General features: G+C 41.9%; 34 protein-coding genes. All 34 read left to right on the top strand.

Annotation, left to right across the window (positions count from 1 at the left end; translation table 11 throughout):
* Positions 1–13 precede the first annotated feature (13 nt).
* The 34 genes from rplC to M3085_RS09135 all read left to right on the top strand — a co-directional run bounded on the left by rplC (position 14) and on the right by M3085_RS09135 (position 22930).
* Positions 14–631 carry a 50S ribosomal protein L3 gene (rplC, locus tag M3085_RS09300; protein ID WP_178255864.1) on the top strand — a complete coding sequence of 206 codons (618 nt, stop codon included), beginning with the start codon at positions 14–16 and terminating at the stop codon, positions 629–631.
* Positions 631–1260 carry a 50S ribosomal protein L4 gene (rplD, locus tag M3085_RS09295; protein ID WP_178255865.1) on the top strand — a complete coding sequence of 210 codons (630 nt, stop codon included), beginning with the start codon at positions 631–633 and terminating at the stop codon, positions 1258–1260. The genes rplC and rplD overlap by 1 nt, the downstream gene beginning before the upstream one ends.
* A 17-nt stretch (positions 1261–1277) precedes the next feature.
* Positions 1278–1568, top strand: a complete 291-nt coding sequence (gene rplW / locus M3085_RS09290; RefSeq protein ID WP_178255866.1) for a 50S ribosomal protein L23 — start codon at positions 1278–1280, stop codon at positions 1566–1568.
* Positions 1569–1575: 7 nt separating this feature from the next.
* The gene (rplB, locus tag M3085_RS09285) at positions 1576–2397 is read left to right on the top strand and encodes a 50S ribosomal protein L2 (protein WP_191710211.1); all 822 of its coding nucleotides are present in this window, start codon (positions 1576–1578) and stop codon (positions 2395–2397) included.
* A gap of 22 nt (positions 2398–2419) precedes the next feature.
* Positions 2420–2689 carry a 30S ribosomal protein S19 gene (gene rpsS / locus M3085_RS09280; protein WP_013618002.1) on the top strand — a complete coding sequence of 90 codons (270 nt, stop codon included), beginning with the start codon at positions 2420–2422 and terminating at the stop codon, positions 2687–2689.
* A gap of 42 nt (positions 2690–2731) precedes the next feature.
* The gene (rplV, locus tag M3085_RS09275; RefSeq protein WP_191710212.1) at positions 2732–3139 is read left to right on the top strand and encodes a 50S ribosomal protein L22; all 408 of its coding nucleotides are present in this window, start codon (positions 2732–2734) and stop codon (positions 3137–3139) included.
* A 6-nt stretch (positions 3140–3145) separates the two neighbouring features.
* Positions 3146–3877, top strand: a complete 732-nt coding sequence (gene rpsC / locus M3085_RS09270; RefSeq protein ID WP_191710213.1) for a 30S ribosomal protein S3 — start codon at positions 3146–3148, stop codon at positions 3875–3877.
* Between the two features lie 21 nt (positions 3878–3898).
* Positions 3899–4330, top strand: a complete 432-nt coding sequence (gene rplP, locus M3085_RS09265; protein ID WP_191710214.1) for a 50S ribosomal protein L16 — start codon at positions 3899–3901, stop codon at positions 4328–4330.
* A gap of 6 nt (positions 4331–4336) precedes the next feature.
* A complete protein-coding gene (rpmC, locus tag M3085_RS09260) occupies positions 4337–4531 on the top strand; it encodes a 50S ribosomal protein L29 (protein WP_191710215.1) in 195 nt (64 codons plus the stop codon).
* 11 nt (positions 4532–4542) lie between these two features.
* Complete coding sequence (rpsQ, locus tag M3085_RS09255; protein ID WP_191710216.1) at positions 4543–4800, top strand: 30S ribosomal protein S17; 258 nt, start codon at positions 4543–4545, stop codon at positions 4798–4800.
* Positions 4801–4802: 2 nt separating this feature from the next.
* Positions 4803–5168 carry a 50S ribosomal protein L14 gene (rplN, locus tag M3085_RS09250; RefSeq protein ID WP_191710217.1) on the top strand — a complete coding sequence of 122 codons (366 nt, stop codon included), beginning with the start codon at positions 4803–4805 and terminating at the stop codon, positions 5166–5168.
* Between the two features lie 20 nt (positions 5169–5188).
* Positions 5189–5509, top strand: a complete 321-nt coding sequence (gene rplX, locus M3085_RS09245; protein ID WP_191710218.1) for a 50S ribosomal protein L24 — start codon at positions 5189–5191, stop codon at positions 5507–5509.
* A gap of 2 nt (positions 5510–5511) precedes the next feature.
* The gene (rplE, locus tag M3085_RS09240; RefSeq protein WP_007559375.1) at positions 5512–6069 is read left to right on the top strand and encodes a 50S ribosomal protein L5; all 558 of its coding nucleotides are present in this window, start codon (positions 5512–5514) and stop codon (positions 6067–6069) included.
* Between the two features lie 6 nt (positions 6070–6075).
* On the top strand, positions 6076–6375 hold the full coding sequence (gene rpsN / locus M3085_RS09235) for a 30S ribosomal protein S14 (protein WP_191710219.1): 300 nt from the start codon (positions 6076–6078) through the stop codon (positions 6373–6375).
* Between the two features lie 55 nt (positions 6376–6430).
* Positions 6431–6826, top strand: coding sequence for a 30S ribosomal protein S8 (gene rpsH, locus M3085_RS09230; protein ID WP_191710220.1), 396 nt, complete (start codon positions 6431–6433; stop codon positions 6824–6826).
* Between the two features lie 16 nt (positions 6827–6842).
* Positions 6843–7412 (top strand): 50S ribosomal protein L6, encoded by a 570-nt coding sequence (rplF, locus tag M3085_RS09225; RefSeq protein WP_191710221.1) that lies wholly within the window; start codon positions 6843–6845, stop codon positions 7410–7412.
* 21 nt (positions 7413–7433) lie between these two features.
* Positions 7434–7775: a 50S ribosomal protein L18 gene (gene rplR / locus M3085_RS09220; protein WP_191710222.1), complete on the top strand. Its 342-nt coding sequence runs from the start codon at positions 7434–7436 to the stop codon at positions 7773–7775.
* A 6-nt stretch (positions 7776–7781) separates the two neighbouring features.
* Positions 7782–8297 carry a 30S ribosomal protein S5 gene (gene rpsE, locus M3085_RS09215; RefSeq protein WP_191710223.1) on the top strand — a complete coding sequence of 172 codons (516 nt, stop codon included), beginning with the start codon at positions 7782–7784 and terminating at the stop codon, positions 8295–8297.
* A 13-nt stretch (positions 8298–8310) separates the two neighbouring features.
* Positions 8311–8487: a 50S ribosomal protein L30 gene (gene rpmD, locus M3085_RS09210; RefSeq protein WP_191710224.1), complete on the top strand. Its 177-nt coding sequence runs from the start codon at positions 8311–8313 to the stop codon at positions 8485–8487.
* A 24-nt stretch (positions 8488–8511) separates the two neighbouring features.
* Complete coding sequence (gene rplO / locus M3085_RS09205; RefSeq protein WP_191710225.1) at positions 8512–8958, top strand: 50S ribosomal protein L15; 447 nt, start codon at positions 8512–8514, stop codon at positions 8956–8958.
* A gap of 4 nt (positions 8959–8962) precedes the next feature.
* Entirely contained in the window at positions 8963–10309 is a 1347-nt protein-coding gene (gene secY / locus M3085_RS09200) for a preprotein translocase subunit SecY (RefSeq protein ID WP_191710226.1), read from the top strand.
* Positions 10310–10320: 11 nt separating this feature from the next.
* Positions 10321–11118 carry a type I methionyl aminopeptidase gene (gene map, locus M3085_RS09195; protein ID WP_191710227.1) on the top strand — a complete coding sequence of 266 codons (798 nt, stop codon included), beginning with the start codon at positions 10321–10323 and terminating at the stop codon, positions 11116–11118.
* Position 11119: 1 nt separating this feature from the next.
* Positions 11120–11338, top strand: a complete 219-nt coding sequence (gene infA / locus M3085_RS09190) for a translation initiation factor IF-1 (RefSeq protein ID WP_002558052.1) — start codon at positions 11120–11122, stop codon at positions 11336–11338.
* Between the two features lie 14 nt (positions 11339–11352).
* Positions 11353–11469, top strand: coding sequence for a type B 50S ribosomal protein L36 (gene ykgO / locus M3085_RS09185; RefSeq protein ID WP_002558051.1), 117 nt, complete (start codon positions 11353–11355; stop codon positions 11467–11469).
* Positions 11470–11503: 34 nt separating this feature from the next.
* Positions 11504–11884 (top strand): 30S ribosomal protein S13, encoded by a 381-nt coding sequence (rpsM, locus tag M3085_RS09180; RefSeq protein ID WP_191710228.1) that lies wholly within the window; start codon positions 11504–11506, stop codon positions 11882–11884.
* An 11-nt stretch (positions 11885–11895) separates the two neighbouring features.
* Complete coding sequence (gene rpsK / locus M3085_RS09175; RefSeq protein WP_007567382.1) at positions 11896–12285, top strand: 30S ribosomal protein S11; 390 nt, start codon at positions 11896–11898, stop codon at positions 12283–12285.
* 121 nt (positions 12286–12406) lie between these two features.
* Positions 12407–13012: a 30S ribosomal protein S4 gene (gene rpsD / locus M3085_RS09170; protein WP_191710229.1), complete on the top strand. Its 606-nt coding sequence runs from the start codon at positions 12407–12409 to the stop codon at positions 13010–13012.
* Between the two features lie 11 nt (positions 13013–13023).
* Positions 13024–14016, top strand: coding sequence for a DNA-directed RNA polymerase subunit alpha (locus tag M3085_RS09165; protein WP_191710230.1), 993 nt, complete (start codon positions 13024–13026; stop codon positions 14014–14016).
* Positions 14017–14021: 5 nt separating this feature from the next.
* Entirely contained in the window at positions 14022–14519 is a 498-nt protein-coding gene (rplQ, locus tag M3085_RS09160) for a 50S ribosomal protein L17 (protein WP_191710231.1), read from the top strand.
* A gap of 98 nt (positions 14520–14617) precedes the next feature.
* Positions 14618–15220 carry a ribonuclease HII gene (locus M3085_RS09155; RefSeq protein WP_249052866.1) on the top strand — a complete coding sequence of 201 codons (603 nt, stop codon included), beginning with the start codon at positions 14618–14620 and terminating at the stop codon, positions 15218–15220.
* Between the two features lie 395 nt (positions 15221–15615).
* Positions 15616–18702: a SusC/RagA family TonB-linked outer membrane protein gene (locus M3085_RS09150; protein WP_249052865.1), complete on the top strand. Its 3087-nt coding sequence runs from the start codon at positions 15616–15618 to the stop codon at positions 18700–18702.
* 17 nt (positions 18703–18719) lie between these two features.
* Positions 18720–20333, top strand: a complete 1614-nt coding sequence (locus tag M3085_RS09145) for a RagB/SusD family nutrient uptake outer membrane protein (protein ID WP_178256866.1) — start codon at positions 18720–18722, stop codon at positions 20331–20333.
* Positions 20334–20711: 378 nt separating this feature from the next.
* Positions 20712–22226: a 2,3-bisphosphoglycerate-independent phosphoglycerate mutase gene (gene gpmI / locus M3085_RS09140; RefSeq protein ID WP_178256865.1), complete on the top strand. Its 1515-nt coding sequence runs from the start codon at positions 20712–20714 to the stop codon at positions 22224–22226.
* Between the two features lie 122 nt (positions 22227–22348).
* The gene (locus tag M3085_RS09135) at positions 22349–22930 is read left to right on the top strand and encodes a DUF3109 family protein (RefSeq protein WP_191710254.1); all 582 of its coding nucleotides are present in this window, start codon (positions 22349–22351) and stop codon (positions 22928–22930) included.
* Positions 22931–23019 lie beyond the last annotated feature (89 nt).

Genomic DNA, 23019 nt, shown 5'->3' with positions numbered 1-23019 from the left:
AAATTTAATTGAAATGCCAGGATTATTAGGAAAGAAAATCGGAATGACATCCGTTTTCAGTGCTGATGGCAAAAATGTGCCATGCACTGTTATCGAAGCTGGTCCTTGTGTAGTTACTCAGATTAAGACTGTAGAAAAAGATGGCTATGCTGCCGTTCAGGTAGGTTTCCAAGACATGAAAGAGAAACATACTACCAAACCGTTGATGGGTCATTTTAAAAAGGCAGGAGTAACTCCTAAGAGACACTTGGCCGAGTTCAAAGATTTCTCAGAGGAATTGAATTTAGGTGACACTATTACCGTAGAACTGTTCAACGATGCAGCTTATGTTGATGTTGTTGGTACTTCTAAAGGTAAAGGTTTTCAGGGCGTAGTAAAACGTCATGGATTCGGTGGTGTGGGTCAGACTACTCACGGTCAGCACAACCGTGCCCGTAAACCGGGTTCTATCGGTGCATGTTCATACCCTGCAAAAGTATTCAAAGGAATGCGTATGGCAGGTCACATGGGCGGCGACAGAGTAACAACTCATAACTTGCAGGTATTAAAAGTAATTCCTGAACATAACTTGCTGTTGATTAAGGGTTCTGTTCCGGGTTGCAAAGGTTCAATCGTATTAATTGAGAAATAATGGAAGTTAACGTATTAAATATCAAGGGTGAAGATACCGGAAGAAAAGTGGCTTTGAATGAAGCTGTTTTCGGAATCGCTCCGAATGACCACGCTATCTATCTGGACGTAAAGCAGTACATGGCTAACCAACGTCAAGGAACTCATAAGTCTAAAGAAAGAAGCGAAATCAGCGGGTCTACGCGTAAATTAGGACGTCAGAAAGGTGGCGGCGGTGCACGTCGCGGTGATATTAATTCTCCGTTGTTGGTAGGCGGTGCTCGTGTTTTTGGTCCGAAACCTCGTGACTATGGCTTCAAACTTAACAAGAAAGTTAAAGTTTTGGCTCGTAAGTCAGCATTGTCTTATAAGGCTCAGGCTAATAACATCGTAGTTGTTGAAGACTTCTCTTTTGAAGCTCCTAAAACAAAAGATTTTGTAAATGTTGTGAATAATCTTAAAGTAGCTGGCAAAAAGCTGCTTATGGTTTTGCCTGAAGCAAATAAAAACGTATATTTGTCGGCTCGTAATTTGGAGCGCACTAATTTGGCGATAGCTTCTGCACTGAATACATACGCTGTATTGAATGCGGAAACTCTTGTCGTTACAGAACGTGCTTTGAAAGCTATCGAGGAAACCTTAGTTAAATAAAAGGAGGCAGAAGTAATATGGGAATGATTATTAAACCGTTGGTTACGGAGAAAATGACGAAGTTGACCGATAAACTCAATCGTTTTGGGTTTATTGTTCGTCCTGACGCTAACAAATTGGAAATTAAGCGTGAAATCGAGGCTTTATATAATGTGACTGTTCTTGCTGTAAATACGATGCGTTATGCAGGCAAGAATAAGACTCGTTATACAAAATCGGGTCTTATCAAAGGACGTACAAATGCTTATAAGAAAGCGATTGTTACGTTGAAAGAAGGTGATACTATTGATTTTTATAGCAATATTTAAGTAGAAGATGGCAGTACGTAAATTTAAGCCCACGACACCGGGGCAGAGACACAAAATTATTGGTACTTTTGAAGAAATTACTGCATCGGTACCAGAAAAATCTCTTGTATATGGAAAACGTTCTACGGGTGGCCGTAACAATGTAGGAAAAATGACCATGCGCTATATCGGTGGCGGTCACAAGAGAAAATATCGTGTTATTGATTTTAAGAGAAATAAAGACGGTGTTCCGGCAGTGGTTAAAACAATTGAATACGATCCGAATCGTTCGGCTCGTATCGCTTTGTTGTTTTATGCTGACGGTGAAAAACGATATATTATTGCTCCTAATGGATTACAGGTAGGTAGCACAATATTGTCTGGGGCAGATGCGGCGCCTGAGATTGGTAACGCTCTTCCTTTGGAGAATATCCCTGTAGGTACGGTGATTCATAATATTGAATTGCGTCCGGGACAAGGTGCTGCTTTGGTAAGATCGGCTGGAAATTTTGCTCAGTTGACTTCTCGTGAAGGTCAGTATTGTGTGATTAAATTGCCTTCTGGTGAGGTAAGAAAAATCTTGAGCTCTTGTAAGGCTACTATCGGTAGTGTTGGTAATTCTGACCATGCTTTGGAGGCTTCAGGTAAGGCTGGACGCTCTCGCTGGTTAGGACGTCGTCCGCACAACCGTGGTGTGGTTATGAACCCTGTTGATCACCCGATGGGTGGTGGTGAAGGACGTGCTTCTGGAGGACACCCGAGATCACGCAAAGGTTTGTATGCTAAGGGCTTGAAGACAAGAGCACCTAAGAAGCAATCTTCTAAGTATATTATTGAGAGAAGAAAGTAATAACTGATTAATTGAGTAAATTATGAGTCGTTCATTAAAAAAAGGTCCATATATTAATGTAAAACTGGAAAAGAAGGTGCTGGCTATGAATGAAAGCGGCAAGAAATCAGTTGTTAAGACTTGGGCTCGAGCTTCAATGATTTCGCCTGATTTCGTAGGGCATACTATTGCAGTTCATAACGGAAACAAATTTATTCCTGTTTACGTTACTGAAAACATGGTTGGACATAAGTTGGGTGAGTTTGCTCCAACGCGTACATTCCGTGGTCATGCTGGTAACAAGAAAAAATAATAGCAGGATACTTTAAATTGAAATAATAAAGTAATAAATATAATGGGAGCAAGAAAAAGAATATCGGCTGAAAAAAGAAAAGAAGCCCTTAAAACCATGTATTTTGCAAAATTGCGAAATGTGCCTACTTCTCCGCGTAAAATGCGTCTCGTGGCTGACATGATTCGCGGTATGGAAGTAAACCGTGCACTTGGCGTTTTGAAATTCTCTTCAAAAGAGGCTTCTGCAAGAGTGGAAAAACTGTTGCGCTCTGCTATTGCTAATTGGGAACAGAAAAACGAACGTAAAGCTGAAGACGGCGAATTGTTTGTATCTAAGATTTTTGTTGATGGAGGAGCAACTCTGAAAAGAATGAGACCGGCTCCGCAGGGTAGAGGTTACAGAATTCGCAAACGTTCAAATCATGTGACTTTGTTCGTTGATTCTAAAAATACTAATGATAAAAATTAAGAGTAGATGGGACAGAAAGTTAATCCGATAAGCAACCGTTTAGGAATTATCAGAGGATGGGATTCTAACTGGTACGGTGGCAAAAATTATGGCGATGCTTTGGTTGAAGATAGCAAGATTCGTAAGTATCTGAGCGCCAGACTTGCAAAAGCCAGCGTTTCAAGAATTGTTATTGAACGTACGCTGAAATTGGTGACAATTACTGTTTGTACTGCTCGCCCGGGAATTATCATTGGTAAAGGTGGTCAAGAAGTTGATAAGTTGAAAGAAGAGTTGAAGAAGATCACCGATAAGGATATCCAAATTAATATATTCGAAGTAAAAAGACCGGAACTTGACGCAGTGATTGTTGCTAATAATATTGCGCGTCAGGTTGAAGGCAAGATTGCTTATCGTCGTGCTATTAAGATGGCTATTGCGAATACCATGCGTATGGGTGCTGAGGGTATCAAGGTGCTTATTTCTGGTCGTTTGAACGGAGCAGAAATGGCGCGTTCTGAAATGTATAAGGAAGGACGTACTCCGCTGCACACTTTCCGTGCTGACATCGACTATTGTCATGCAGAAGCGTTGACTAAAGTTGGTTTGTTAGGTATTAAGGTTTGGATTTGTCGTGGTGAGGTTTATGGAAAACGTGAATTGGCTCCAAACTTTACTCAAACAAAAGACAATGGCCGTGGCGGAAACGGTAACAATGGCGGAAAGAATTTCCGTAGAAAGAAAAACAACAATCGCTAACGAATTTGAATTTTAGGAATTATGTTACAACCGAAAAAGACAAAATTCAGAAGACAGCAGAAAGGTAGCGCGAAAGGCAATGCCCAGAGAGGTCATCAGTTGGCTTTTGGTTCATTTGGTATTAAGTCATTGCAAACGAAATGGATCACAGGTCGCCAAATTGAAGCAGCTCGTATTGCTGTAACAAGATATATGCAACGTCAAGGTCAGATTTGGATCCGTATATTCCCGGATAAACCTATTACTCGTAAGCCGGCAGACGTACGTATGGGTAAAGGTAAAGGTGCTCCGGAAGGTTTTGTGGCTCCTGTAACTCCGGGTCGTATATTGATCGAAGTAGAAGGTGTATCTTTTGATGTAGCAAAAGAAGCTCTGCGTCTTGCAGCTCAGAAACTTCCTGTTACTACTAAGTTTATTGTTAGACGTGATTACGACGCAAGTCAAAATGCTTAATGAATTATGAAGATTGCAGAAATTAGAGAATTAGCTACCAACGAATTGGCAGAAAGAGTTCAAACTGAAATCGCCAATTACAATCAGATGGTTTTAAATCATGCGATCTCTCCGTTGGAAAATCCTATGCAGATTGCGAAGTTGCGTCGGACGATTGCGCGTATGAAGGGTGAGTTGCGTCGGAGAGAACTTAACAAATAATAATGGTCCTCATGGAAGCTAGAAATTTAAGAAAAGAAAGAACGGGTGTTGTGGTTAGCAATAAAATGGACAAGACCATTACTGTTGCTGCTAAGTTTAAAGAGAAACACCCTATTTATGGAAAGTTCGTTTCTAAAACGAAGAAATACTATGCTCATGACGAAAAGAATGAATGTCAGATGGGTGATACCGTTCGCATTATGGAAACTCGTCCTTTGAGCAAAATGAAGAGATGGAGATTGGTTGAAATTATCGAAAGAGCTAAGTAATTATGATACAAGCAGAATCCAGACTTACAGTATGTGATAACAGCGGCGCAAAAGAAGCTCTTTGTATTCGTGTTTTGGGCGGTACAAAAAGACGTTACGCCTCTGTTGGGGATGTTATTGTTGTTGCTGTAAAAAGCGTTATCCCCTCAAGTGATATTAAAAAAGGTGCGGTATCTAAGGCCTTGATCGTGCGTACAAAGAAAGAGATTCGTCGTGCTGACGGCTCTTATATTCGTTTTGATGATAATGCTTGTGTTCTGTTGAACAACGCAGGCGAAATTAGGGGAAGTCGTATCTTTGGCCCGGTAGCGAGAGAATTGCGTGCTGTCAATATGAAAGTGGTTTCACTTGCACCTGAAGTACTTTAATTTTGTAAAAGATTTAAGTAATGAGTAAATTACATATTAAAAAAGGCGATACAGTTTATGTAAACTCCGGTGAAGACAAGGGGAAAACTGGCCGTGTGTTGAAAGTTCTCGTTAAAGAAGGACGTGCTCTGGTAGAAGGTATTAATATGGTATCAAAGCATACCAAACCTAATGCTAAAAATCCTCAGGGCGGTATTGTGAAGCAGGAAGCTCCTATTCACATTTCCAACTTGAATCCGGTTGATCCGAAAACGGGTAAACCGACTCGTATAGGTAGAAGAGAAAGTTCTGATGGAAGAACATTTGTTCGTTATGCTAAAAAATCAGGAGAGGAGATTTAATAATGAGTAATACTGCAAGCCTTAAGAAAGAATATGCAGAGCGCATTGCTCCTGCGTTGAAGAATCAGTTCCAATACTCTTCATCTATGCAGATCCCTGTTTTGAAAAAAATTGTTATTAATCAGGGTTTGGGTATGGCTGTGGCTGATAAGAAGATTATAGATGTTGCTATCAATGAATTGACTGCAATCACGGGTCAGAAAGCTGTTGCGACAGTATCTCGTAAAGATATCGCGAATTTCAAGTTGCGTAAAAAAATGCCTATCGGCGTGATGGTAACTTTGCGTCGCGAGAGAATGTACGAATTCCTTGAAAAATTGGTTCGTGTAGCTTTGCCGCGTATTCGTGACTTCAAAGGTATCGAAAGCAAATTCGACGGAAGAGGTAATTATACGTTGGGTATTCAGGAGCAAATAATTTTCCCTGAAATCAATATTGATAGCATTACGAAGATTCTCGGAATGAACATTACCTTTGTAACTTCTGCGCAAACAGACGAAGAAGGTTATGCTTTGTTGAAAGAGTTCGGTTTACCGTTTAAAAACGCTAAAAAAGATTGATAAGATATGGCAAAAGAATCAATGAAAGCTCGCGAAGTCAAGAGAGCTAAGCTGGTAGCCAAATATGCTGAAAAACGTGCTGCGCTGAAGAAGATTGTACGGACAGGGGATCCTGCAGAAGCTTTTGAAGCTGCTCAGAAATTGCAGTCTATTCCTAAGAACGCTAATCCGATTCGCTTGCATAACCGTTGTAAGTTGACTGGACGTCCGAAAGGTTATATGCGTCAGTTCGGAATTTCACGTATTCAGTTCCGTGAAATGGCCTCTAATGGTTTGATTCCGGGGGTAAAGAAAGCAAGCTGGTAATTTTTTATTATTAAATATTGTCAGGGTAGTCCTGATTAATTTAACAGTTAAATATATGACAGATCCAATCGCAGATTATCTCACTAGATTGAGAAATGCAATTAGTGCTAAGCACAGAGTAGTGGAAGTACCTGCTTCAAACTTGAAAAAGGAGATCACTAAAATCTTGTTTGAAAAAGGTTATATTCTGAACTACAAATTTGTAGAAGATGGTCCTCAGGGTACTATCAAAGTTGCTTTGAAGTATGATGCCGTTAATAAAGTTAACGCTATCAAGAAACTTGAAAGAGTATCTACTCCGGGTATGCGTAAGTATACCGGCTACAAAGACATGCCGAGAGTTATTAATGGATTAGGTATTGCTATTATATCTACTTCCAAAGGTGTGATGACAGACAAAGAGGCTTCAGCTTTGAAGATAGGTGGTGAAGTTCTTTGCTATGTATATTAATGTAGGAGGATAAGCAATGTCAAGAATAGGTAAATTACCCATTAGTATTCCTGCTGGAGTAACAGTTACTCTGAAGGATAACGTAGTAAACGTTAAAGGCCCTAAAGGTGAATTGAGCCAGTTTGTAAATCCCGCGATATCAGTAGAGGTTGCAGACGGTCATGTGGTGTTGAAAGAAGATGAAAATGCAATGCTTGATAACCCGAAACAGCGTCATGCTTATCATGGTTTGTATCGTGCTTTGATTCACAACATGGTAGTAGGTGTTTCTGAAGGTTACAAGAAAGAATTGGAGTTGGTAGGTGTTGGTTACCGTGCTTCAAATAATGGTAATGTTATTGATTTCGCATTGGGTTATACGCATAATATCTTTATGCAGTTACCGCCTGAAATCAAGGTCGAAACAAAATCAGAAAGAAACAAAAACCCACTTATTATATTGGAATCTTGTGACAAACAGTTGCTTGGTCAGGTTTGTGCAAAAATACGTTCTTTCCGTAAGCCGGAACCTTATAAAGGAAAAGGTATTAAATTTGTTGGTGAAGAGATTCGTAGAAAGTCTGGTAAATCAGCTGGCGCTAAGTAATTCACATAAAATCGTATAATTATGACAACAAAAATAGAAAGACGAATCAAGATTAAATATAGAGTACGCAATAAGATTTCAGGAACGTCTGAACGTCCGCGTATGAGTGTGTTTAGAAGTAATAAGCAGATTTATGTTCAGCTTATTGACGATTTGAGCGGTAGAACGTTGGCTGCTGCATCTTCTTTGGGCATGGAAGTTATGCCGAAAAAAGAACAAGCTGCTAAAGTTGGCGAACTGATCGCAAAAAAAGCTCAGGAAGCCGGTATTACGACTGTCGTATTCGACCGTAACGGTTACTTGTATCATGGGAGAGTAAAAGAAGTGGCTGATGCCGCTCGTAACGGTGGACTTAAATTTTAATGAATTATGGCAGTTTATAATAGAGTTAAGATCACTAATGATATAGAATTAAAGGATAGATTGGTTGCAATCAACCGTGTTACTAAAGTTACTAAAGGTGGTAGAACTTTCAGTTTCTCTGCTATTGTAGTAGTTGGTAATGAAGATGGTATCATTGGTTGGGGACTTGGTAAGGCAGGTGAAGTTACAGCAGCTATTGCAAAGGGTGTAGAATCTGCAAAGAAAAATCTGACTCGTGTTCCGGTTTTGAAAGGAACTGTTCCTCATGAACAATCTGCAAAATTCGGTGGTGCAAAGGTTTTCATTAAACCGGCTTCTACCGGTACTGGAGTTGTTGCTGGTGGTGCAATGCGTGCCGTTTTGGAAAGTGTAGGTATTACTGACGTTTTGGCAAAATCAAAAGGTTCGTCAAACCCGCATAATCTTGTTAAAGCTACCATCTTGGCTTTGAGTGAAATGAGAGATGCTCGCATGATTGCTCAAAATAGAGGTGTAAGTTTAGAAAAAGTATTTAGAGGATAAGGAGGATAAACACATGTCAACTATTAAGATCAAACAGATAAAAAGTAGAATTGGTGCTCCGAAAGATCAGAAGAAGACTTTGGATGCATTGGGACTTCGTAAGATGAATCGTGTGGTTGAACACGAAGAGAATCCTTCAATTTTAGGTATGGTTGAAAAGGTGAGACACTTGGTTACCATCGTTAAGTAATAGTTATTTAAAGAATTTTGCAATATGAATTTAAATAGTTTACGTCCTGCAAAAGGTGCTGTCAAAACAAGAAAAAGAATTGGTCGTGGTGCTGGTTCTGGTTTAGGCGGTACTTCTACGAGAGGTCATAAAGGCGCAAAGTCAAGATCGGGTTATTCTAAGAAAATCGGTTTTGAAGGTGGTCAGATGCCTCTTCAGCGTCGTGTTCCGAAGTTTGGTTTCAAGAATATTAACCGTGTTGAATACAAAGCCATTAATCTTGATGTGGTACAGAAGTTAGCAGAAGCTAAAAATCTGTCTAAGGTCGGATTGAAAGACTTTATTGAAGCTGGTTTCATTTCTTCTAATCAATTAGTGAAAGTTCTTGGTAACGGTAGTTTAACTGCCAAACTTGAAGTGGAAGCAAACGCTTTCTCTAAAAGTGCGGTAGCTGCAATCGAAGCCGTTGGTGGTAATGCAGTAAAACTCTGATTCAATGAGAAAATCTATTGAAACATTAAAGAATATATGGAATATTGAGGATCTGAGAAAGCGGATCCTCATTACTATATTGTTTGTTGCAATCTACAGGTTTGGTTCGTACGTGGTTTTGCCCGGTATTGATCCTACTATGTTAACAAGATTGCATGAACAAACGAGTGAAGGCCTTCTTGCTTTGCTGAATATGTTTTCCGGTGGAGCTTTCTCTAATGCTTCCATCTTTGCATTGGGAATTATGCCTTATATTTCTGCGTCTATTGTGATTCAGTTGCTGGCTATTGCTGTTCCTTATTTCCAGAAACTTCAGCGTGAAGGAGAAAGTGGACGTCGTAAGATTAATCAGTATACACGTATCTTGACGATTATTATTCTGATTTTCCAGGCTCCTTCTTATTTGATAAATTTGAAAATGCAAGCAGGTCCTGCCCTTAATGCTTCATTAGATTGGACATTCTTTATTATTACTTCTACCATCATTTTGGCAGCAGGTAGTATGTTCATCTTGTGGCTTGGTGAGCGAATCACGGATAAAGGAATTGGTAATGGTATTTCATTGATAATTATGGTGGGTATCATTGCTCGTTTGCCTCAATCATTTTCCGGTGAATTTGTATCACGCTTAGCTTCTCCGGGAGCGGGTGGTATCATCATGTTCTTGATTGAACTTGTTTGCTTGCTTGCTGTAATAGCTGCTGCAATTTTATTGGTTCAGGGAGTTCGCAAGATTCCTGTACAGTACGCAAAAAGAATTGTAGGTAATAAACAATATGGAGGTGCTCGCCAGTACATTCCGCTGAAAGTAAATGCTGCAAACGTAATGCCTATCATTTTTGCTCAGGCAATTATGTTTATTCCTATTACGATTGTTGGATTTTCTAACATGGAAAGTGCAACGGGTGTGGCTCGTGCTTTGATTGACCATACCAGCTTTTGGTATAATCTGATTTTTGCAATTCTTATTATTGTATTTACCTATTTCTACACAGCTATTACGATTAATCCTAATCAGATGGCGGAAGATATGAAGAGAAATAACGGTTTCATTCCGGGGATAAAGCCGGGTAAAAGTACTGCCGATTACATCGATACGATCATGTCACGCATTACGTTACCGGGATCTATCTTCTTGGCTATTATTGCTATTTTACCTGCATTTGCAGGAGTCTTCGGAGTTCAGGCCGAGTTTGCTCAATTCTTCGGCGGAACATCGTTGCTGATTCTTGTAGGTGTTGTTCTTGATACGCTGCAGCAAGTTGAAAGCCACTTGTTGATGCGTCACTATGACGGTCTCTTGAGTTCGGGAAGAATAAGAGGACGTTCAGGAAATATAGGTGCATATTAAAATAATATCGAATGATATTTCTTAAGACAGATGATGAAATAGAGTTGCTTCGCCAAAGTAATCTCCTCGTGGGGAGAACTTTGGCCGAAGTGGCTAAAATGATAAAGCCGGGTGTAACAACGAAACAGCTGGATAAGGTAGCGGAAGAATTTATTCGCGATCATGGTGCTGTTCCTACTTTCAAGGGATTTCCTAATCCTTATGGCGGTCCTTTTCCGGGTTCGATTTGTGCTTCGGTTAATGAACAAGTTGTTCACGGAATCCCCAATGATATTCCTTTAAAGGAGGGTGATATTATCTCTGTTGATTGTGGCACGTATATGAATGGTTTCTGTGGTGATTCCGCCTATACTTTTTGTGTAGGAGAGGTTGCTCCGGAGATATTGGAACTGTTGAAAACAACCAAAGAAGCTCTTTATAAGGGAATTGAACAAGCTGTCCATGGCAAGCGTTTAGGTGATATTGGGTATGCCGTTCAGCAGCATTGTGAAGCTCATTCTTATGGTGTGGTACGTGAATTTGTCGGTCATGGTATTGGTAAAGAAATGCATGAAGACCCTCAAGTGCCTAACTATGGAAAGCGAGGAACAGGAACGATGTTGAAAAAAGGAATGTGCATCGCCATTGAGCCGATGATTACACAAGGTAATCGTCAAATTGTAATGGAAAGTGATAATTGGACGGTACGTACACGTGACCGTAAGTGGGCTGCCCATTTTGAACATACGGTGGCTATTGGTTTGGATAAAGCTGATATATTGTCATCATTTGAATTTATAGAACAAGTATTAGGAGATAAAGCAATTTAATATGGCAAAGCAATCTGCAATAGAACAAGATGGAGTTATCGTTGAAGCATTGTCGAATGCAATGTTTCGTGTTGAGCTGGAAAACGGACATGAGATTACCGCTCATATTTCTGGCAAAATGAGAATGCATTACATTAAAATATTACCCGGAGATAAGGTGAGGGTAGAGATGTCTCCCTATGATTTGTCAAAGGGACGAATTGTTTTTAGATATAAATAAAAGAAATATAAGATATGAAAGTAAGAGCATCATTAAAGAAACGTACGCCGGAATGCAAAATCGTTAGACGTAATGGCCGTTTGTATGTTATTAACAAGAAAAATCCTAAGTATAAACAACGTCAAGGATAATTTATTATTTTTGCAAAAAAAATAATCTTAGTATATGGCTATAAGAATAGTTGGTGTAGATTTGCCTCAGAATAAGAGAGGCGAGATTGCGTTGACATACATTTATGGTATCGGACGCAGTAGTTCAGCAAAAATTTTGGATAAAGCAGGTGTTGACCGTAGCCTGAAAGTTATGGAATGGACTGATGATCAGGCAGCTAAAATCCGTGAAATCATTGGTGCTGAATATAAAGTGGAAGGTGATCTTCGTTCAGAAATCCAATTGAACATCAAACGTTTGATGGATATTGGCTGTTATCGTGGCATACGCCACCGTTTGGGTCTGCCCGTTAGAGGTCAGAGCACCAAGAATAATGCTCGTACACGTAAGGGAAGAAAGAAAACCGTTGCAAATAAGAAAAAAGCTACTAAATAATAATTGTTAATATGGCAAAAAAAACAGTCGCAGCTAAAAAAAGAAATGTGAAGGTTGATGCTAATGGACAGTTGCACGTTCATTCTTCATTCAATAACATCATCGTTTCTTTAGCAAACAGTGAAGGTCAGATTATCTCATGGTCTTCAGCAGGTAAGATGGGATTTAGAGGTTCTAAGAAGAATACTCCTTATGCAGCGCAAATGGCCGCTCAGGATTGTGCAAAAGTAGCGTATGATCTTGGCCTGAGAAAGGTGAAGGCTTACGTAAAAGGACCGGGTAACGGACGTGAGTCTGCTATCAGAACTGTGCACGGTGCAGGAATTGAAGTTACTGAAATTATTGATGTAACTCCGTTGCCGCACAATGGTTGTCGTCCTCCGAAGAGAAGAAGAGTATAATAAAGGTAACCTATTTTAATTAGATGTAACTTGATTTTGTTAATAATGGATTGCATTTCCTTTCTGTAATCGCGGCTGCAACAAATTGAGTTCATGAGTAACAATTAAACATTAAAAAGAAATGGCTAGATATACTGGACCAAAAACAAGAATTGCACGTAAATTTGGTGAAGCAATCTTTGGAGCAGATAAAGTTTTATCTAAGAAAAACTATCCTCCCGGACAGCATGGAAATAACCGCCGTAGAAAAACTTCTGAATACGGTGTCATGCTGGCTGAAAAGCAGAAAGCAAAATATACTTACGGAGTATTGGAAAAACAATTCCGTAACATGTTTGAAAAGGCTGCAAGAATGAACGGTATTACCGGTGAACTTTTGTTGCAGGGCCTTGAATCTCGTTTAGACAACGTTGTGTTCCGTTTGGGTATTGCTCCGACACGTGCTGCTGCCCGTCAATTGGTCGGACATAAGCACATTACTGTAGATGGTAAAGTGGTTAATATTCCTTCATACGCAGTAAAACCGGGACAGTTGATAGGTGTTCGTGAGAGATCAAAGTCTTTGGAAGTTATCGCAAACTCATTGGCTGGTTTCAATCACAGCAAATATCCTTGGTTGGAATGGGATGAAAACTCTAAGACGGGTAAAATGTTGCATGTTCCTGAAAGAGCCGACATTCCTGAAAACATTAAAGAACACTTGATCGTTGAATTGTACTCTAAATAATAATTAATTTCATGGCGATATTAGCATTTCAAAAACCTGATAAAGTATTAATGTTGGAAGCGGATTCCAAATTCGGTAAATTTGAATTTCGTCCGCTGGAGCCCGGTTTCGGTATTACCGTAGGTAATGCTTTGCGCCGTATTCTTCTTTCTTCATTGGAAGGTTATGCTATCAATACGATTCGTATCGATGGTGTAGAACATGAGTTTGCTACCATTCCGGGAGTAAAAGAAGATGTTACTAACATTATCTTGAACCTGAAGCAAGTACGCTTCAAGCAAGTAGTTGAAGAATTTGAAAACGAAAAAGTAAGCATTACCGTTGAAAATTCTACTGAATTTAAGGCAGGTGATATTGGTAAATATTTGACCGGATTTGAAGTGTTAAATCCTGAATTAGTTATTTGCCATTTAGATTCAAAAACAACTCTTCAAATGGATGTTACAATTAACAAAGGTCGCGGATATGTTCCGGCTGATGAAAACCGTGAATTCTGCACCGATGTGAATGTAATTCCTATTGATTCTATTTACACTCCGATTCGTAACGTGAAATATGCGGTAGAAAATTACCGTGTAGAGCAAAAGACTGACTATGAAAAGTTGGTACTTGAAATTACGACGGATGGTTCCATTCACCCGAAGGAAGCACTGAAAGAAGCTGCTAAGATATTGATTTATCACTTCATGCTCTTCTCTGACGAAAAGATTACGTTGGAAACTGCAGATGCAGACGGCAATGAAGAATTCGATGAAGAGGTATTGCACATGCGCCAGTTGCTGAAGACCAAATTGGTTGATATGGATTTGTCAGTGCGTGCGTTGAACTGTTTGAAGGCTGCCGATGTGGAAACACTTGGCGATTTGGTTCAGTTCAATAAGACCGACCTGTTGAAATTCCGTAACTTCGGTAAGAAATCGCTCACGGAGCTTGATGATTTGCTCGAGAGTCTGAATCTGTCGTTTGGAACAGATATTTCTAAGTATAAATTAGATAAAGAATAAAACTAATGAGACATAATAAGAAATTTAACCATTTAGGTCGTACTGCTTCTCACAGAAATGCAATGCTGTCAAACATGGCATGTTCTTTGATTAAGCACAAAAGAATCACTACGACTGTTGCGAAGGCTAAAGCTTTGAAAAAGTTCGTTGAACCGCTGATTACAAAATCGAAGGATGATACCACGAACTCACGCCGTGTTGTATTCAGCTACTTGCAAGACAAGTTTGTTGTTACTGAACTGTTCAAAGAAATCTCTGTAAAGGTTGCAGATCGTCCGGGTGGTTACACTCGTATTATCAAGACCGGTCACCGTTTGGGAGACAACGCTGAAATGTGTTTCATCGAATTGGTTGACTATAATGAGAACATGGCTAAGACTGCTGCTAAGAAAGCAACTCGCACCCGTCGTTCTAAGAAATCTGCATCTGCTGTTGCTGCTGAAGCTACTGAAGCACCTGTTGCAGAAGCTACTGTTACAGAGGAAGCCCCTAAAGCTGAATAATTCTGTAAAACACTATATGATAAAAACCGAAGCTCGAAACGGGCTTCGGTTTTTTTATTGCTTAAACTGTCGTATCTTTGCCGGTAAAAGAGTGTGAGATGTTATTACCGTATTTGCATAAAGGGTTGATTGAAGCCGGATGTGATGAAGCCGGACGAGGATGTTTGGCAGGTGCTGTATATGCGGCTTCTGTTATTTTGCCTGCCGACTATAAGAATGAATTGTTAAACGATTCGAAAAAGCTGACAGAGAATCAGCGTTATAAACTCCGTGAGGTTATTAAGCGTGATGCTTTAGCTTGGGCGGTAGGTGTTGTCTTGCCGGAGGAGATAGATAAGATTAATATCCTGAATGCCTCTTTTTTAGCTATGCACCGTGCGATAGATCGGCTTGTTTTGCGTCCCCAACACTTGTTAATTGACGGAAACCGATTTAATCCCTATCCGGATATCCCACACACCACGGTTGTTAAAGGCGATGGCAAGTATCTCTCCATAGCTGCGGCATCGGTTCTCGCCAAGACCTATCGTGATGATTATATGAATCGGCTTCATGAAGAATATCCCATGTACGACTGGAAGGACAACAAGGGATATCCTACAAAGAAACACCGCGATGCCATTCACCGTTACGGTGTCACTCCTTATCATCGGATGAGTTTCAACTTGTTGGGTGACGGTCAGCTCTCTTTCGATTTCTAATACCCCGTTGGTAAAGACATTTCTTTTGTTTAAGGTTGTTGCATATTCTTGCGGCAACCTTTCTGTTTTTATGCGTTGGAAAAAAGACAGAAAGTGCCGTAATCTTGCCGTTGTCTTTATTGTTTTGATGGAGAAAAACATTCTTCCATCCCGGATATTTCAATTCCATTACATGTAATAATATTGTAACAGATTTCTTCCCCACAGGAGTTCTATACAGCGGGGCTTTACTATTTTCCCCTTATTTTGAACTATTTTCTCCCTTATCATCAATAAAAAATTCCAAATTTGCGTTAAGGGCTTCCAAAAAAGAAGTTTAAAAACCTCTGTTTGAAACCAAAGTAACCGAATTAGATAATCAAATCCTTATTATTAATTAACGAAAACTGAATTCTATGCTGAATGTACATTTATTACAGGAGGGGAAAATTATGAGGAAACTGTTCTTCGTAATGTTTCTGCTGAGCAGTACCTTGATTTTCGCGCAAAACAAGGTGACTGGAGTTGTGACCGATAAGTCGGGAATGCCGTTGATAGGTGTCAACGTGGTAGAAAAAGGTACTACGAATGGTAACATTACCGATGTCGACGGAAAGTATTCTATCGACGTACAGAATGGCAAAACGCTTGTATTCTCGTTCATTGGCTTTACGCCGCAAGAAGTGAAAGTAACGCAGCGGGTAATCAACGTTGTAATGAGCGAAGATACACAGACGCTGGATGAAGTCGTAGTAGTGGGTTACGGTAGTATGCAGCGTAAAGACGTTACAAGCTCTATTACCACAGTGAAGTCGGAAGATTTGAACATCGGTGTTTATTCAAATCCGGCTCAGTTGCTTCAAGGAAAGGTGCCGGGATTAACCATTACCCAAAGCAGTGACCCGAATGCTACTCCTTCTATTACGCTGCGCGGTGCGTCTACCATCCGTGAGGGAGCTGCCCAAGAACCTTACTACGTGATAGACGGTGTTCCGGGCATGTCGCTGTCGCTGGTATCGCCCGATGACATTGAGAGCATTGATGTGCTTCGCGATGCCTCTGCCACAGCCATCTACGGTTCGAAGGCTGCCAACGGTGTTATCATCGTTACAACCAAGAGAGGCAAGGCTGGACGCGCCCAAGTGAGCTACAATGGCTATGTTGCTATAGATAAGATTATGAAGAATTATGATATGATGAATGCCGACCAGCTTCGCAGTTACGCTGCGATGGGTGAGAATACGACGCTGCCCAACGATTTAGGTTATGATACGAACTGGGCCGATGAAGTAGAACGTGTAGGATTCAGCCATAATCATAATGTTTCGATTAGCGGAGGAAACGAGCATACGGTGTATAACGCCAGCATCAACTTCATGGATCAGCAAGGTACTATCCGGGGTACGGATATGGACCGTTTAATCGGGCGTGCTTTTGTTGAAACGAAAGCCTTGAAAGACCGTTTGACACTGTCGTTCAATTTGAATGCAAGTGTAACAAATCAGAATAATGTTCCCAGCGGAAATCCTGCCGATGCTCAGGGCTCAAGTATCTATGACGCGATGTACTATTATTCTCCGCTTGTTCCGGTGCGTAACGAAGACGGAAGCTGGTACGAAGATCCGGGTATCTCTCAAAACTATAACCCGGTAGCGCTGTATAGCGAGAATATCGACAAGACCGAGTCAAAACGTATTCAGGCAAATGCGAAGGCATCTTTAAAGATAATCGATGGTCTGGTGTATAATTTAAGCTTGGCTTATCAGAACGAGCAGTATAATTACAATAAGTATAATACGCATAACTCTCTGATTGCTAATAATATGAACGGTAGAGCCCAGCGTGCTTCGGTAACCAATAACAGAAAAGTGCTGGAAACTTATCTGAATTATGACAAAACGTTTAACGATGTTCATAAGTTGGGAGTCATGGCAGGATATTCATGGGAAGAAGGAAATGATAACGACGGTTTCCAGTTGACTACCTATGATTTCTATAACGATGCGCTGACTTATCACAACATGGGTATGGCGAATAAAGTAGATTTGAATGGCTTTGGCGATTATAACCTGTCTACCTTGCGTATGATTTCTTTCTACGCCCGTGCCAACTATTCGTATAACAGTAAGTATTTGCTTCAGGCAACAGTCCGTCGCGACGGTTCTTCGGCTTTTGGAAAGAATAACCGCTGGGCTACCTTCCCGTCTTTCTCTGCTGCATGGCGACTTTCAGAAGAAAAATTCATTAAAGATTTGAATGTGTTCGACGATTTGAAACTGCGCGTGGGTTACGGTGTCAGCGGAAACTCATTGGGATTTGATGTGTTTACAGCTTCTCAGCTTTATGGCTCAACGGGTTGGTTCCAACATGTAAATGCGTCGGGCGATATTGAAAACATCCACATTCTTGGTGCTATCCGTAATGCCAACCCCGATTTGAAGTGGGAACGCACGGGGATGTTGAATGTCGGTATCGACTTCGGATTCTTCAACAACCGCTTGAGCGGAACAATCGAATATTATGACAAGCGTACCAAAGACCTGATTGCCGATTATGCCGTATCTACAAGCCGCTATCAATATAACTGGCTGACGGCTAATGTGGGCGAAATCAGCAACAAGGGTATCGAAATTACCATCAATGCCGTACCGGTACAGACGAAAGATTTTACGTGGAGTACCTCTCTGAACCTGTCGCATAACAAGAATAAGGTGGTAAAACTGTCAAACGAAATGTATTCTACCGAATATATGGATAAAGGTAATGTAGATGCTGCCGGATATTCAACCGCCTGCAACCAGCGTATCATGGAAGGTTATCCCATCGGACAGTTCTACACATGGCAGTGGGCAGGAGTGAAAGACGGACGTTCTCACTTCTACGCCTACGATAAATCAACGGTAGAAACGGTTTACGCTGATGCGGGAGGTGCCGATGCCAACGCCGTTCAGCAGGAAAATGGACGCTGGATAGACAAGAATACCGGAGAATACGTAACCACAACCACTCCGGGAGATAAAGACCGTGTAGCTACGGGTTCGGCACAGCCGAAGCTCAACCTCGGATGGAACAATACGTTTACGTGGAAGAAATGGACTCTGACAGCTTTCTTTCAAGGTGTGTTCGGAAACAAAATCTTGAATGCCTCACGCGCTTATCTGACCAATGTGGGTAATGTGGTTTCCGGAAAGAACGTATTGGCTTCTAACCTCACAGATATTCCTATCACCGACGGTGGCGCACATGCTCCTTCCGACCGTTATTTGGAAAACGGCAGTTACCTGCGTTTATCAAGCCTTTCATTGGGTTATGACTTTGGTAGAATCAATGAATGGGTAAAGGGGCTTCGCCTGTATGCTACTTGTAATAATGTCTTTACTATAACCGGTTACGACGGACTTGACCCCGAAGTAAACTTGGGAGGTATCGAACCGGGTATCGACAACCGCCAGACTTATCCTCGCACACGTACTTTCATGTTTGGTGTTAATATCAACTTCTAATAAAATAACAGAGTCTTATGAAAACTAAATACTTAAAATCAATATTACCGGCAGCTTTGCTGACGTTCGCCGCAAGCTGTACCGACCTTGATGTGGATATTCAGTCACAATACACAGAGTTCCCCGACTCGGAGCTGGCAAGTGAGGCAAGAGCTGCCAATGCGTATTATGCAATGCGTGGCCCGTTGTCGCGCGACTATAACCATGCCCAGTCACTGTCGTCTGATGAAGTAACTCCACACTCATACGGTGCGAACGATTATTACGACAACGGACGTTATACCCACATGTTCCTTCACTCATGGACGCCGGACGACCCCTGCATCGGCTATTGGGAAACAGTGGCGGGAGGTATAACCACTTGTAACAATCTGATAGCAGAGTTCGGAGATGCGGAAAACGTTGCGCCTACCATCGCATCGTTGCGCGCCGTGCGTGCTTACTATTTCTTCGTGCTGATGGATAGCTACGGCGATGTTCCGCTGTTAGACCATAAGCTGGCAGACGATGAAAGGATAGACCGTTCTCCGCGTGCAGACATAGCCCGCTTCATTGAAAAAGAGTTGCTGGAGGTAAGAGACCAGCTCAGCGAAGAGGTGAATGCTTCTACCTACGGAATGCCGACGCGCTGGATGGCGGATGCCTTGCTTGCCAAACTGTACCTGAACTGGGCGGTTTATACTTGTGGCGATGTAACCCAATATACACCCGACCTGCCGAACGAGAAGCTGAACGACCTTGTGGCAGTATGCGACGAGATTATTGCTTCGGGGCGGTTTGACTTGAGCGACGATTACCGTTCTAAGTTTTATCCTGATAACGGTTATCAGATTCGCGACTTCATTTACGCCATGCCTTTCGACCGTGAAACCCAGCAAGGTATGACTTATGCCCGCTGGTGGACACACCGTTCGGGTAACATCGGTTTCTACGGTGTGGATTTGCCCAGCAGCGTGGGAGGTATCTTCGGTGTTACTCCGGATTTTCTCGACCTGTTCTGTCTGACTAACGATGAGCGTAATGAAACCATTATCGGCGGACCGCTTTACGTGCGCGACCCGTACACTTACGAAGCAACCGACACACCGTGGATGGTAGACGGACAGCAGGTGGTTCTGACGCGCGACATACCTTTGAATCCGGTAGACGAAATCATGGGGGTAGACAATACGCCTCACGGCGGACGTTCTGTGGGTTACCGTTCCATCAAATTCTACATGGACTTGCAGACCACGGCAGCCCAATCGCGTAGCCAGAGTAACGACGTGCCTATCTTCCGCTATGCCGACGTGTTGCTGATGAAGGCGGAAGCCATCCTGCGCGGAGCTACTGCCACAAACGGGGATACCCCGATGTCGTTGATAAACCAGATTCGCGACTATGTGGGAGCAGAAGAAAAAGTAACGGATTCGGTAACGCTCGATGACCTTCTCGACGAACGCGGACGTGAGTTTGCCGATGAAAGCTGGCGACGCAACGACCTGATTCGTTTCGGTAAGTTTGAAGACGACTGGGGATGGAAACACATCATCAATCCGGCTGCCAAAACACAGCTCTACCGCCGTATCTTCCCGATACCTACGGGCGTTATGAATACCAATACCAACTGGGAGCAGAATCCGGGGTATTAAGTTGAAAGTGTAATTGCATTTGTTTGATAAACAGATGCTTATCTGCCTGAAAATTCTACCCGTAGAACAGAGGAATTCTATGGGTAGAGTTAGGTAACTTATCCGCATGGAACAACAAACACTAACCGAAGCGTTTTGCGCGGCTAATTGTTGTGGGATAAATCACAATATCGGGTATAGAAAGAATGCAGAAGTCTCGCTCTTCACATCGCCGTGTGGTTCATGGCGCTTGTTGAGGCGAGACTTTTGCATTTTTTGCATCATCGCCTGTTCCTGCCTACTAAAAATAGTAAAAAGTTTCGCGCTCAGCGGGATATTTTGTATTTTTGCATGTTGGAAAACATACAGCTAAGTATAACTTTTAAAAACAATATAACTATGGCTAAGAAAGCTCTTTTAATGATTCTTGATGGTTGGGGATGTGGCGACCACAAGAAAGACGATGTAATCTTCAACACTCCGACTCCTTACTGGGACTCTCTGCTGGCTACTTATCCGCATTCTGAACTTCAGGCAAGCGGTGAAAACGTAGGTTTGCCCGACGGACAAATGGGTAACTCTGAAGTAGGTCACCTGAATATCGGTGCCGGACGTATCGTTTATCAAGACTTGGTGAAGATTAACCGTGCTTGTGCAGACGGCAGTATCTTGAATAACAAGGAAATCGTTTCTGCTTTCTCGTATGCGAAAGAGCATGGAAAGAGTATTCACTTCATGGGATTGACTTCAAACGGCGGTGTTCACTCTTCTTTGGACCATTTGTTTAAACTGTGTGATATCGCGAAAGAATACGGATTGGAAAATACTTTCATCCACTGTTTCATGGACGGACGTGATACCGACCCGAAGAGTGGTAAGGGATTCATCGAACAGCTGACTGCTCACTGTGCACAATCGGCAGGCAAAATCGCTTCTATCGTAGGACGTTTCTATGCTATGGACCGTGACAAACGCTGGAACCGTGTAAAAGAGGCTTACGACTTGCTGGTAGAAGGCAAAGGAAAACAGGCTACCGACATGGTACAGGCTATGCAGGAATCATACGATGAAGGTGTAACCGATGAATTTATCAAACCGATTAACAATGCCAACTTCGATGGTACTATCAAGGAAGGCGATGTAGTTATCTTCTTCAACTACCGTAACGACCGTGCCAAAGAGTTGACCATCGTACTTACGCAGCAAGACATGCCGGAAGAAGGCATGAAAACTATTCCGGGCTTGCAGTATTACTGCATGACTCCGTATGATGCTTCGTTTAAAGGCGTACATATTTTGTTCCCGAAAGAAAACGTGGAAAATACGTTGGGCGAATACCTGTCAAAGAACGGCAAGACTCAGCTTCATATCGCAGAAACAGAAAAATATGCTCACGTAACGTTCTTCTTCAACGGCGGTCGCGAAACTCCGTACGATAACGAAGACCGTATTCTGGTTCCTTCTCCGAAGGTTGCCACTTACGATTTGAAACCGGAAATGAGCGCTTACGAAGTAAAAGATAAACTGGTTGAGGCTATCAATACTCAGAAGTACGACTTCATCGTTGTTAACTATGCAAACGGCGATATGGTAGGCCATACGGGTATTTACGAAGCCATCGAAAAAGCGGTTGTTGCCATCGATAACTGCGTACGCGACACGGTAGAAGCTGCCAAAGCTAACGACTACGAAGTGATTATCATTGCCGATCACGGAAATGCCGACCATGCTTTGAACGAAGACGGTACTCCGAACACGGCTCACTCACTGAATCCGGTTCCGTTTGTGTATGTAACTGAGAACAAGGATGCGAAAGTAGAAAACGGAGTGCTTGCCGATGTTGCTCCGTCTATTCTGCACATCATGGGAATGCCTCAGCCGGCAGACATGACAGGAAAGGATTTGATAAAATAATAATCAGATAACGATTTAAATTATTACTTGTCATTCCGGGCAAAGCAGAGAGCCTTATATACATCTGCGAGATGTTTTTAGGCAGATTCTTCACTTTGTCCGGAATGACTTTTTTATTGGCTATGGTACAGATAGGCGATGTAGTAGTAAGTTTCGATGTGTTCAGAGAAAAGTTTCTTTGCGATTTGGATGCCTGCAAAGGGAAATGCTGTATTGAAGGAGATGCCGGAGCGCCGGTAGAAGCGGATGAAGTAGACAAACTGAAGGAAGTGCTTCCGGTAATTTGGGAAGAATTGTCGCCCGAAGCCCGTGCGGTTATTGAAAAACAGGGAGTGGTTTATACCGATGAAGAAGGCGATTTGGTTACTTCGATTGTAAATGGGAAAGACTGCGTTTTTACTTGCTATGACGAGCGCGGATATTGTTATTGTGCCATTGAGAAGGCTTTCCGCGAAGGACGTTGTGATTTCTATAAGCCCGTTTCCTGTCATCTTTACCCCATCCGTATTGACGATTACGGTACGTTTAAGGCGGTGAATTACCACCGCTGGGACGTCTGTAAGGCAGCAGTTCTGCTGGGTAAGAAAGAAAACCTGCCGGTTTATAAGTTTCTGAAAGAACCGCTTGTCAGGAAGTTTGGTCAGGCTTGGTACGATGAACTTGAAACGGTGGCAGCCGAATTGCAAAAACAAAAGCTGATTTGATTGGCTTGTTTCCGATAGAGGAGAGGAAGAATCCGTTTATCAGTCTGTACGCAGGTTGATAGGATTCTTCCTCTTTTGTGTATGTAACA

The sequence above is a fragment of the Bacteroides caecicola genome (assembly GCF_023337095.1).
In the GTDB taxonomy this organism is placed as follows: domain Bacteria; phylum Bacteroidota; class Bacteroidia; order Bacteroidales; family Bacteroidaceae; genus Phocaeicola; species Phocaeicola gallinarum.
This window is presented reverse-complemented; position numbering and strand designations above follow the sequence as displayed.

What these genes read in the sequence shown, in the direction of transcription:
- rplQ (WP_191710231.1), top strand. Translation starts at nt 14,022, where the DNA reads ATGAGACATAATAAGAAATTTAACCATTTAGGTCGTACTGCTTCTCAC.
- rpsC (WP_191710213.1), top strand. Translation starts at nt 3,146, where the DNA reads ATGGGACAGAAAGTTAATCCGATAAGCAACCGTTTAGGAATTATCAGA.
- map (WP_191710227.1), top strand. Translation starts at nt 10,321, where the DNA reads ATGATATTTCTTAAGACAGATGATGAAATAGAGTTGCTTCGCCAAAGT.
- rplO (WP_191710225.1), top strand. Translation starts at nt 8,512, where the DNA reads ATGAATTTAAATAGTTTACGTCCTGCAAAAGGTGCTGTCAAAACAAGA.
- rpsH (WP_191710220.1), top strand. Translation starts at nt 6,431, where the DNA reads ATGACAGATCCAATCGCAGATTATCTCACTAGATTGAGAAATGCAATT.
- rplP (WP_191710214.1), top strand. Translation starts at nt 3,899, where the DNA reads ATGTTACAACCGAAAAAGACAAAATTCAGAAGACAGCAGAAAGGTAGC.
- infA (WP_002558052.1), top strand. Translation starts at nt 11,120, where the DNA reads ATGGCAAAGCAATCTGCAATAGAACAAGATGGAGTTATCGTTGAAGCA.
- rplC (WP_178255864.1), top strand. Translation starts at nt 14, where the DNA reads ATGCCAGGATTATTAGGAAAGAAAATCGGAATGACATCCGTTTTCAGT.
- M3085_RS09145 (WP_178256866.1), top strand. Translation starts at nt 18,720, where the DNA reads ATGAAAACTAAATACTTAAAATCAATATTACCGGCAGCTTTGCTGACG.
- ykgO (WP_002558051.1), top strand. Translation starts at nt 11,353, where the DNA reads ATGAAAGTAAGAGCATCATTAAAGAAACGTACGCCGGAATGCAAAATC.
- rpsD (WP_191710229.1), top strand. Translation starts at nt 12,407, where the DNA reads ATGGCTAGATATACTGGACCAAAAACAAGAATTGCACGTAAATTTGGT.
- M3085_RS09135 (WP_191710254.1), top strand. Translation starts at nt 22,349, where the DNA reads ATGGTACAGATAGGCGATGTAGTAGTAAGTTTCGATGTGTTCAGAGAA.
- rpsS (WP_013618002.1), top strand. Translation starts at nt 2,420, where the DNA reads ATGAGTCGTTCATTAAAAAAAGGTCCATATATTAATGTAAAACTGGAA.
- rplB (WP_191710211.1), top strand. Translation starts at nt 1,576, where the DNA reads ATGGCAGTACGTAAATTTAAGCCCACGACACCGGGGCAGAGACACAAA.
- rplE (WP_007559375.1), top strand. Translation starts at nt 5,512, where the DNA reads ATGAGTAATACTGCAAGCCTTAAGAAAGAATATGCAGAGCGCATTGCT.
- rpsQ (WP_191710216.1), top strand. Translation starts at nt 4,543, where the DNA reads ATGGAAGCTAGAAATTTAAGAAAAGAAAGAACGGGTGTTGTGGTTAGC.
- rpsN (WP_191710219.1), top strand. Translation starts at nt 6,076, where the DNA reads ATGGCAAAAGAATCAATGAAAGCTCGCGAAGTCAAGAGAGCTAAGCTG.
- rplN (WP_191710217.1), top strand. Translation starts at nt 4,803, where the DNA reads ATGATACAAGCAGAATCCAGACTTACAGTATGTGATAACAGCGGCGCA.
- gpmI (WP_178256865.1), top strand. Translation starts at nt 20,712, where the DNA reads ATGGCTAAGAAAGCTCTTTTAATGATTCTTGATGGTTGGGGATGTGGC.
- rplX (WP_191710218.1), top strand. Translation starts at nt 5,189, where the DNA reads ATGAGTAAATTACATATTAAAAAAGGCGATACAGTTTATGTAAACTCC.
- rplF (WP_191710221.1), top strand. Translation starts at nt 6,843, where the DNA reads ATGTCAAGAATAGGTAAATTACCCATTAGTATTCCTGCTGGAGTAACA.
- rplD (WP_178255865.1), top strand. Translation starts at nt 631, where the DNA reads ATGGAAGTTAACGTATTAAATATCAAGGGTGAAGATACCGGAAGAAAA.
- rplV (WP_191710212.1), top strand. Translation starts at nt 2,732, where the DNA reads ATGGGAGCAAGAAAAAGAATATCGGCTGAAAAAAGAAAAGAAGCCCTT.
- rpsK (WP_007567382.1), top strand. Translation starts at nt 11,896, where the DNA reads ATGGCAAAAAAAACAGTCGCAGCTAAAAAAAGAAATGTGAAGGTTGAT.
- rplR (WP_191710222.1), top strand. Translation starts at nt 7,434, where the DNA reads ATGACAACAAAAATAGAAAGACGAATCAAGATTAAATATAGAGTACGC.
- rpmD (WP_191710224.1), top strand. Translation starts at nt 8,311, where the DNA reads ATGTCAACTATTAAGATCAAACAGATAAAAAGTAGAATTGGTGCTCCG.
- M3085_RS09155 (WP_249052866.1), top strand. Translation starts at nt 14,618, where the DNA reads ATGTTATTACCGTATTTGCATAAAGGGTTGATTGAAGCCGGATGTGAT.
- M3085_RS09150 (WP_249052865.1), top strand. Translation starts at nt 15,616, where the DNA reads ATGCTGAATGTACATTTATTACAGGAGGGGAAAATTATGAGGAAACTG.
- M3085_RS09165 (WP_191710230.1), top strand. Translation starts at nt 13,024, where the DNA reads ATGGCGATATTAGCATTTCAAAAACCTGATAAAGTATTAATGTTGGAA.
- rpsE (WP_191710223.1), top strand. Translation starts at nt 7,782, where the DNA reads ATGGCAGTTTATAATAGAGTTAAGATCACTAATGATATAGAATTAAAG.
- rplW (WP_178255866.1), top strand. Translation starts at nt 1,278, where the DNA reads ATGGGAATGATTATTAAACCGTTGGTTACGGAGAAAATGACGAAGTTG.
- rpmC (WP_191710215.1), top strand. Translation starts at nt 4,337, where the DNA reads ATGAAGATTGCAGAAATTAGAGAATTAGCTACCAACGAATTGGCAGAA.
- secY (WP_191710226.1), top strand. Translation starts at nt 8,963, where the DNA reads ATGAGAAAATCTATTGAAACATTAAAGAATATATGGAATATTGAGGAT.
- rpsM (WP_191710228.1), top strand. Translation starts at nt 11,504, where the DNA reads ATGGCTATAAGAATAGTTGGTGTAGATTTGCCTCAGAATAAGAGAGGC.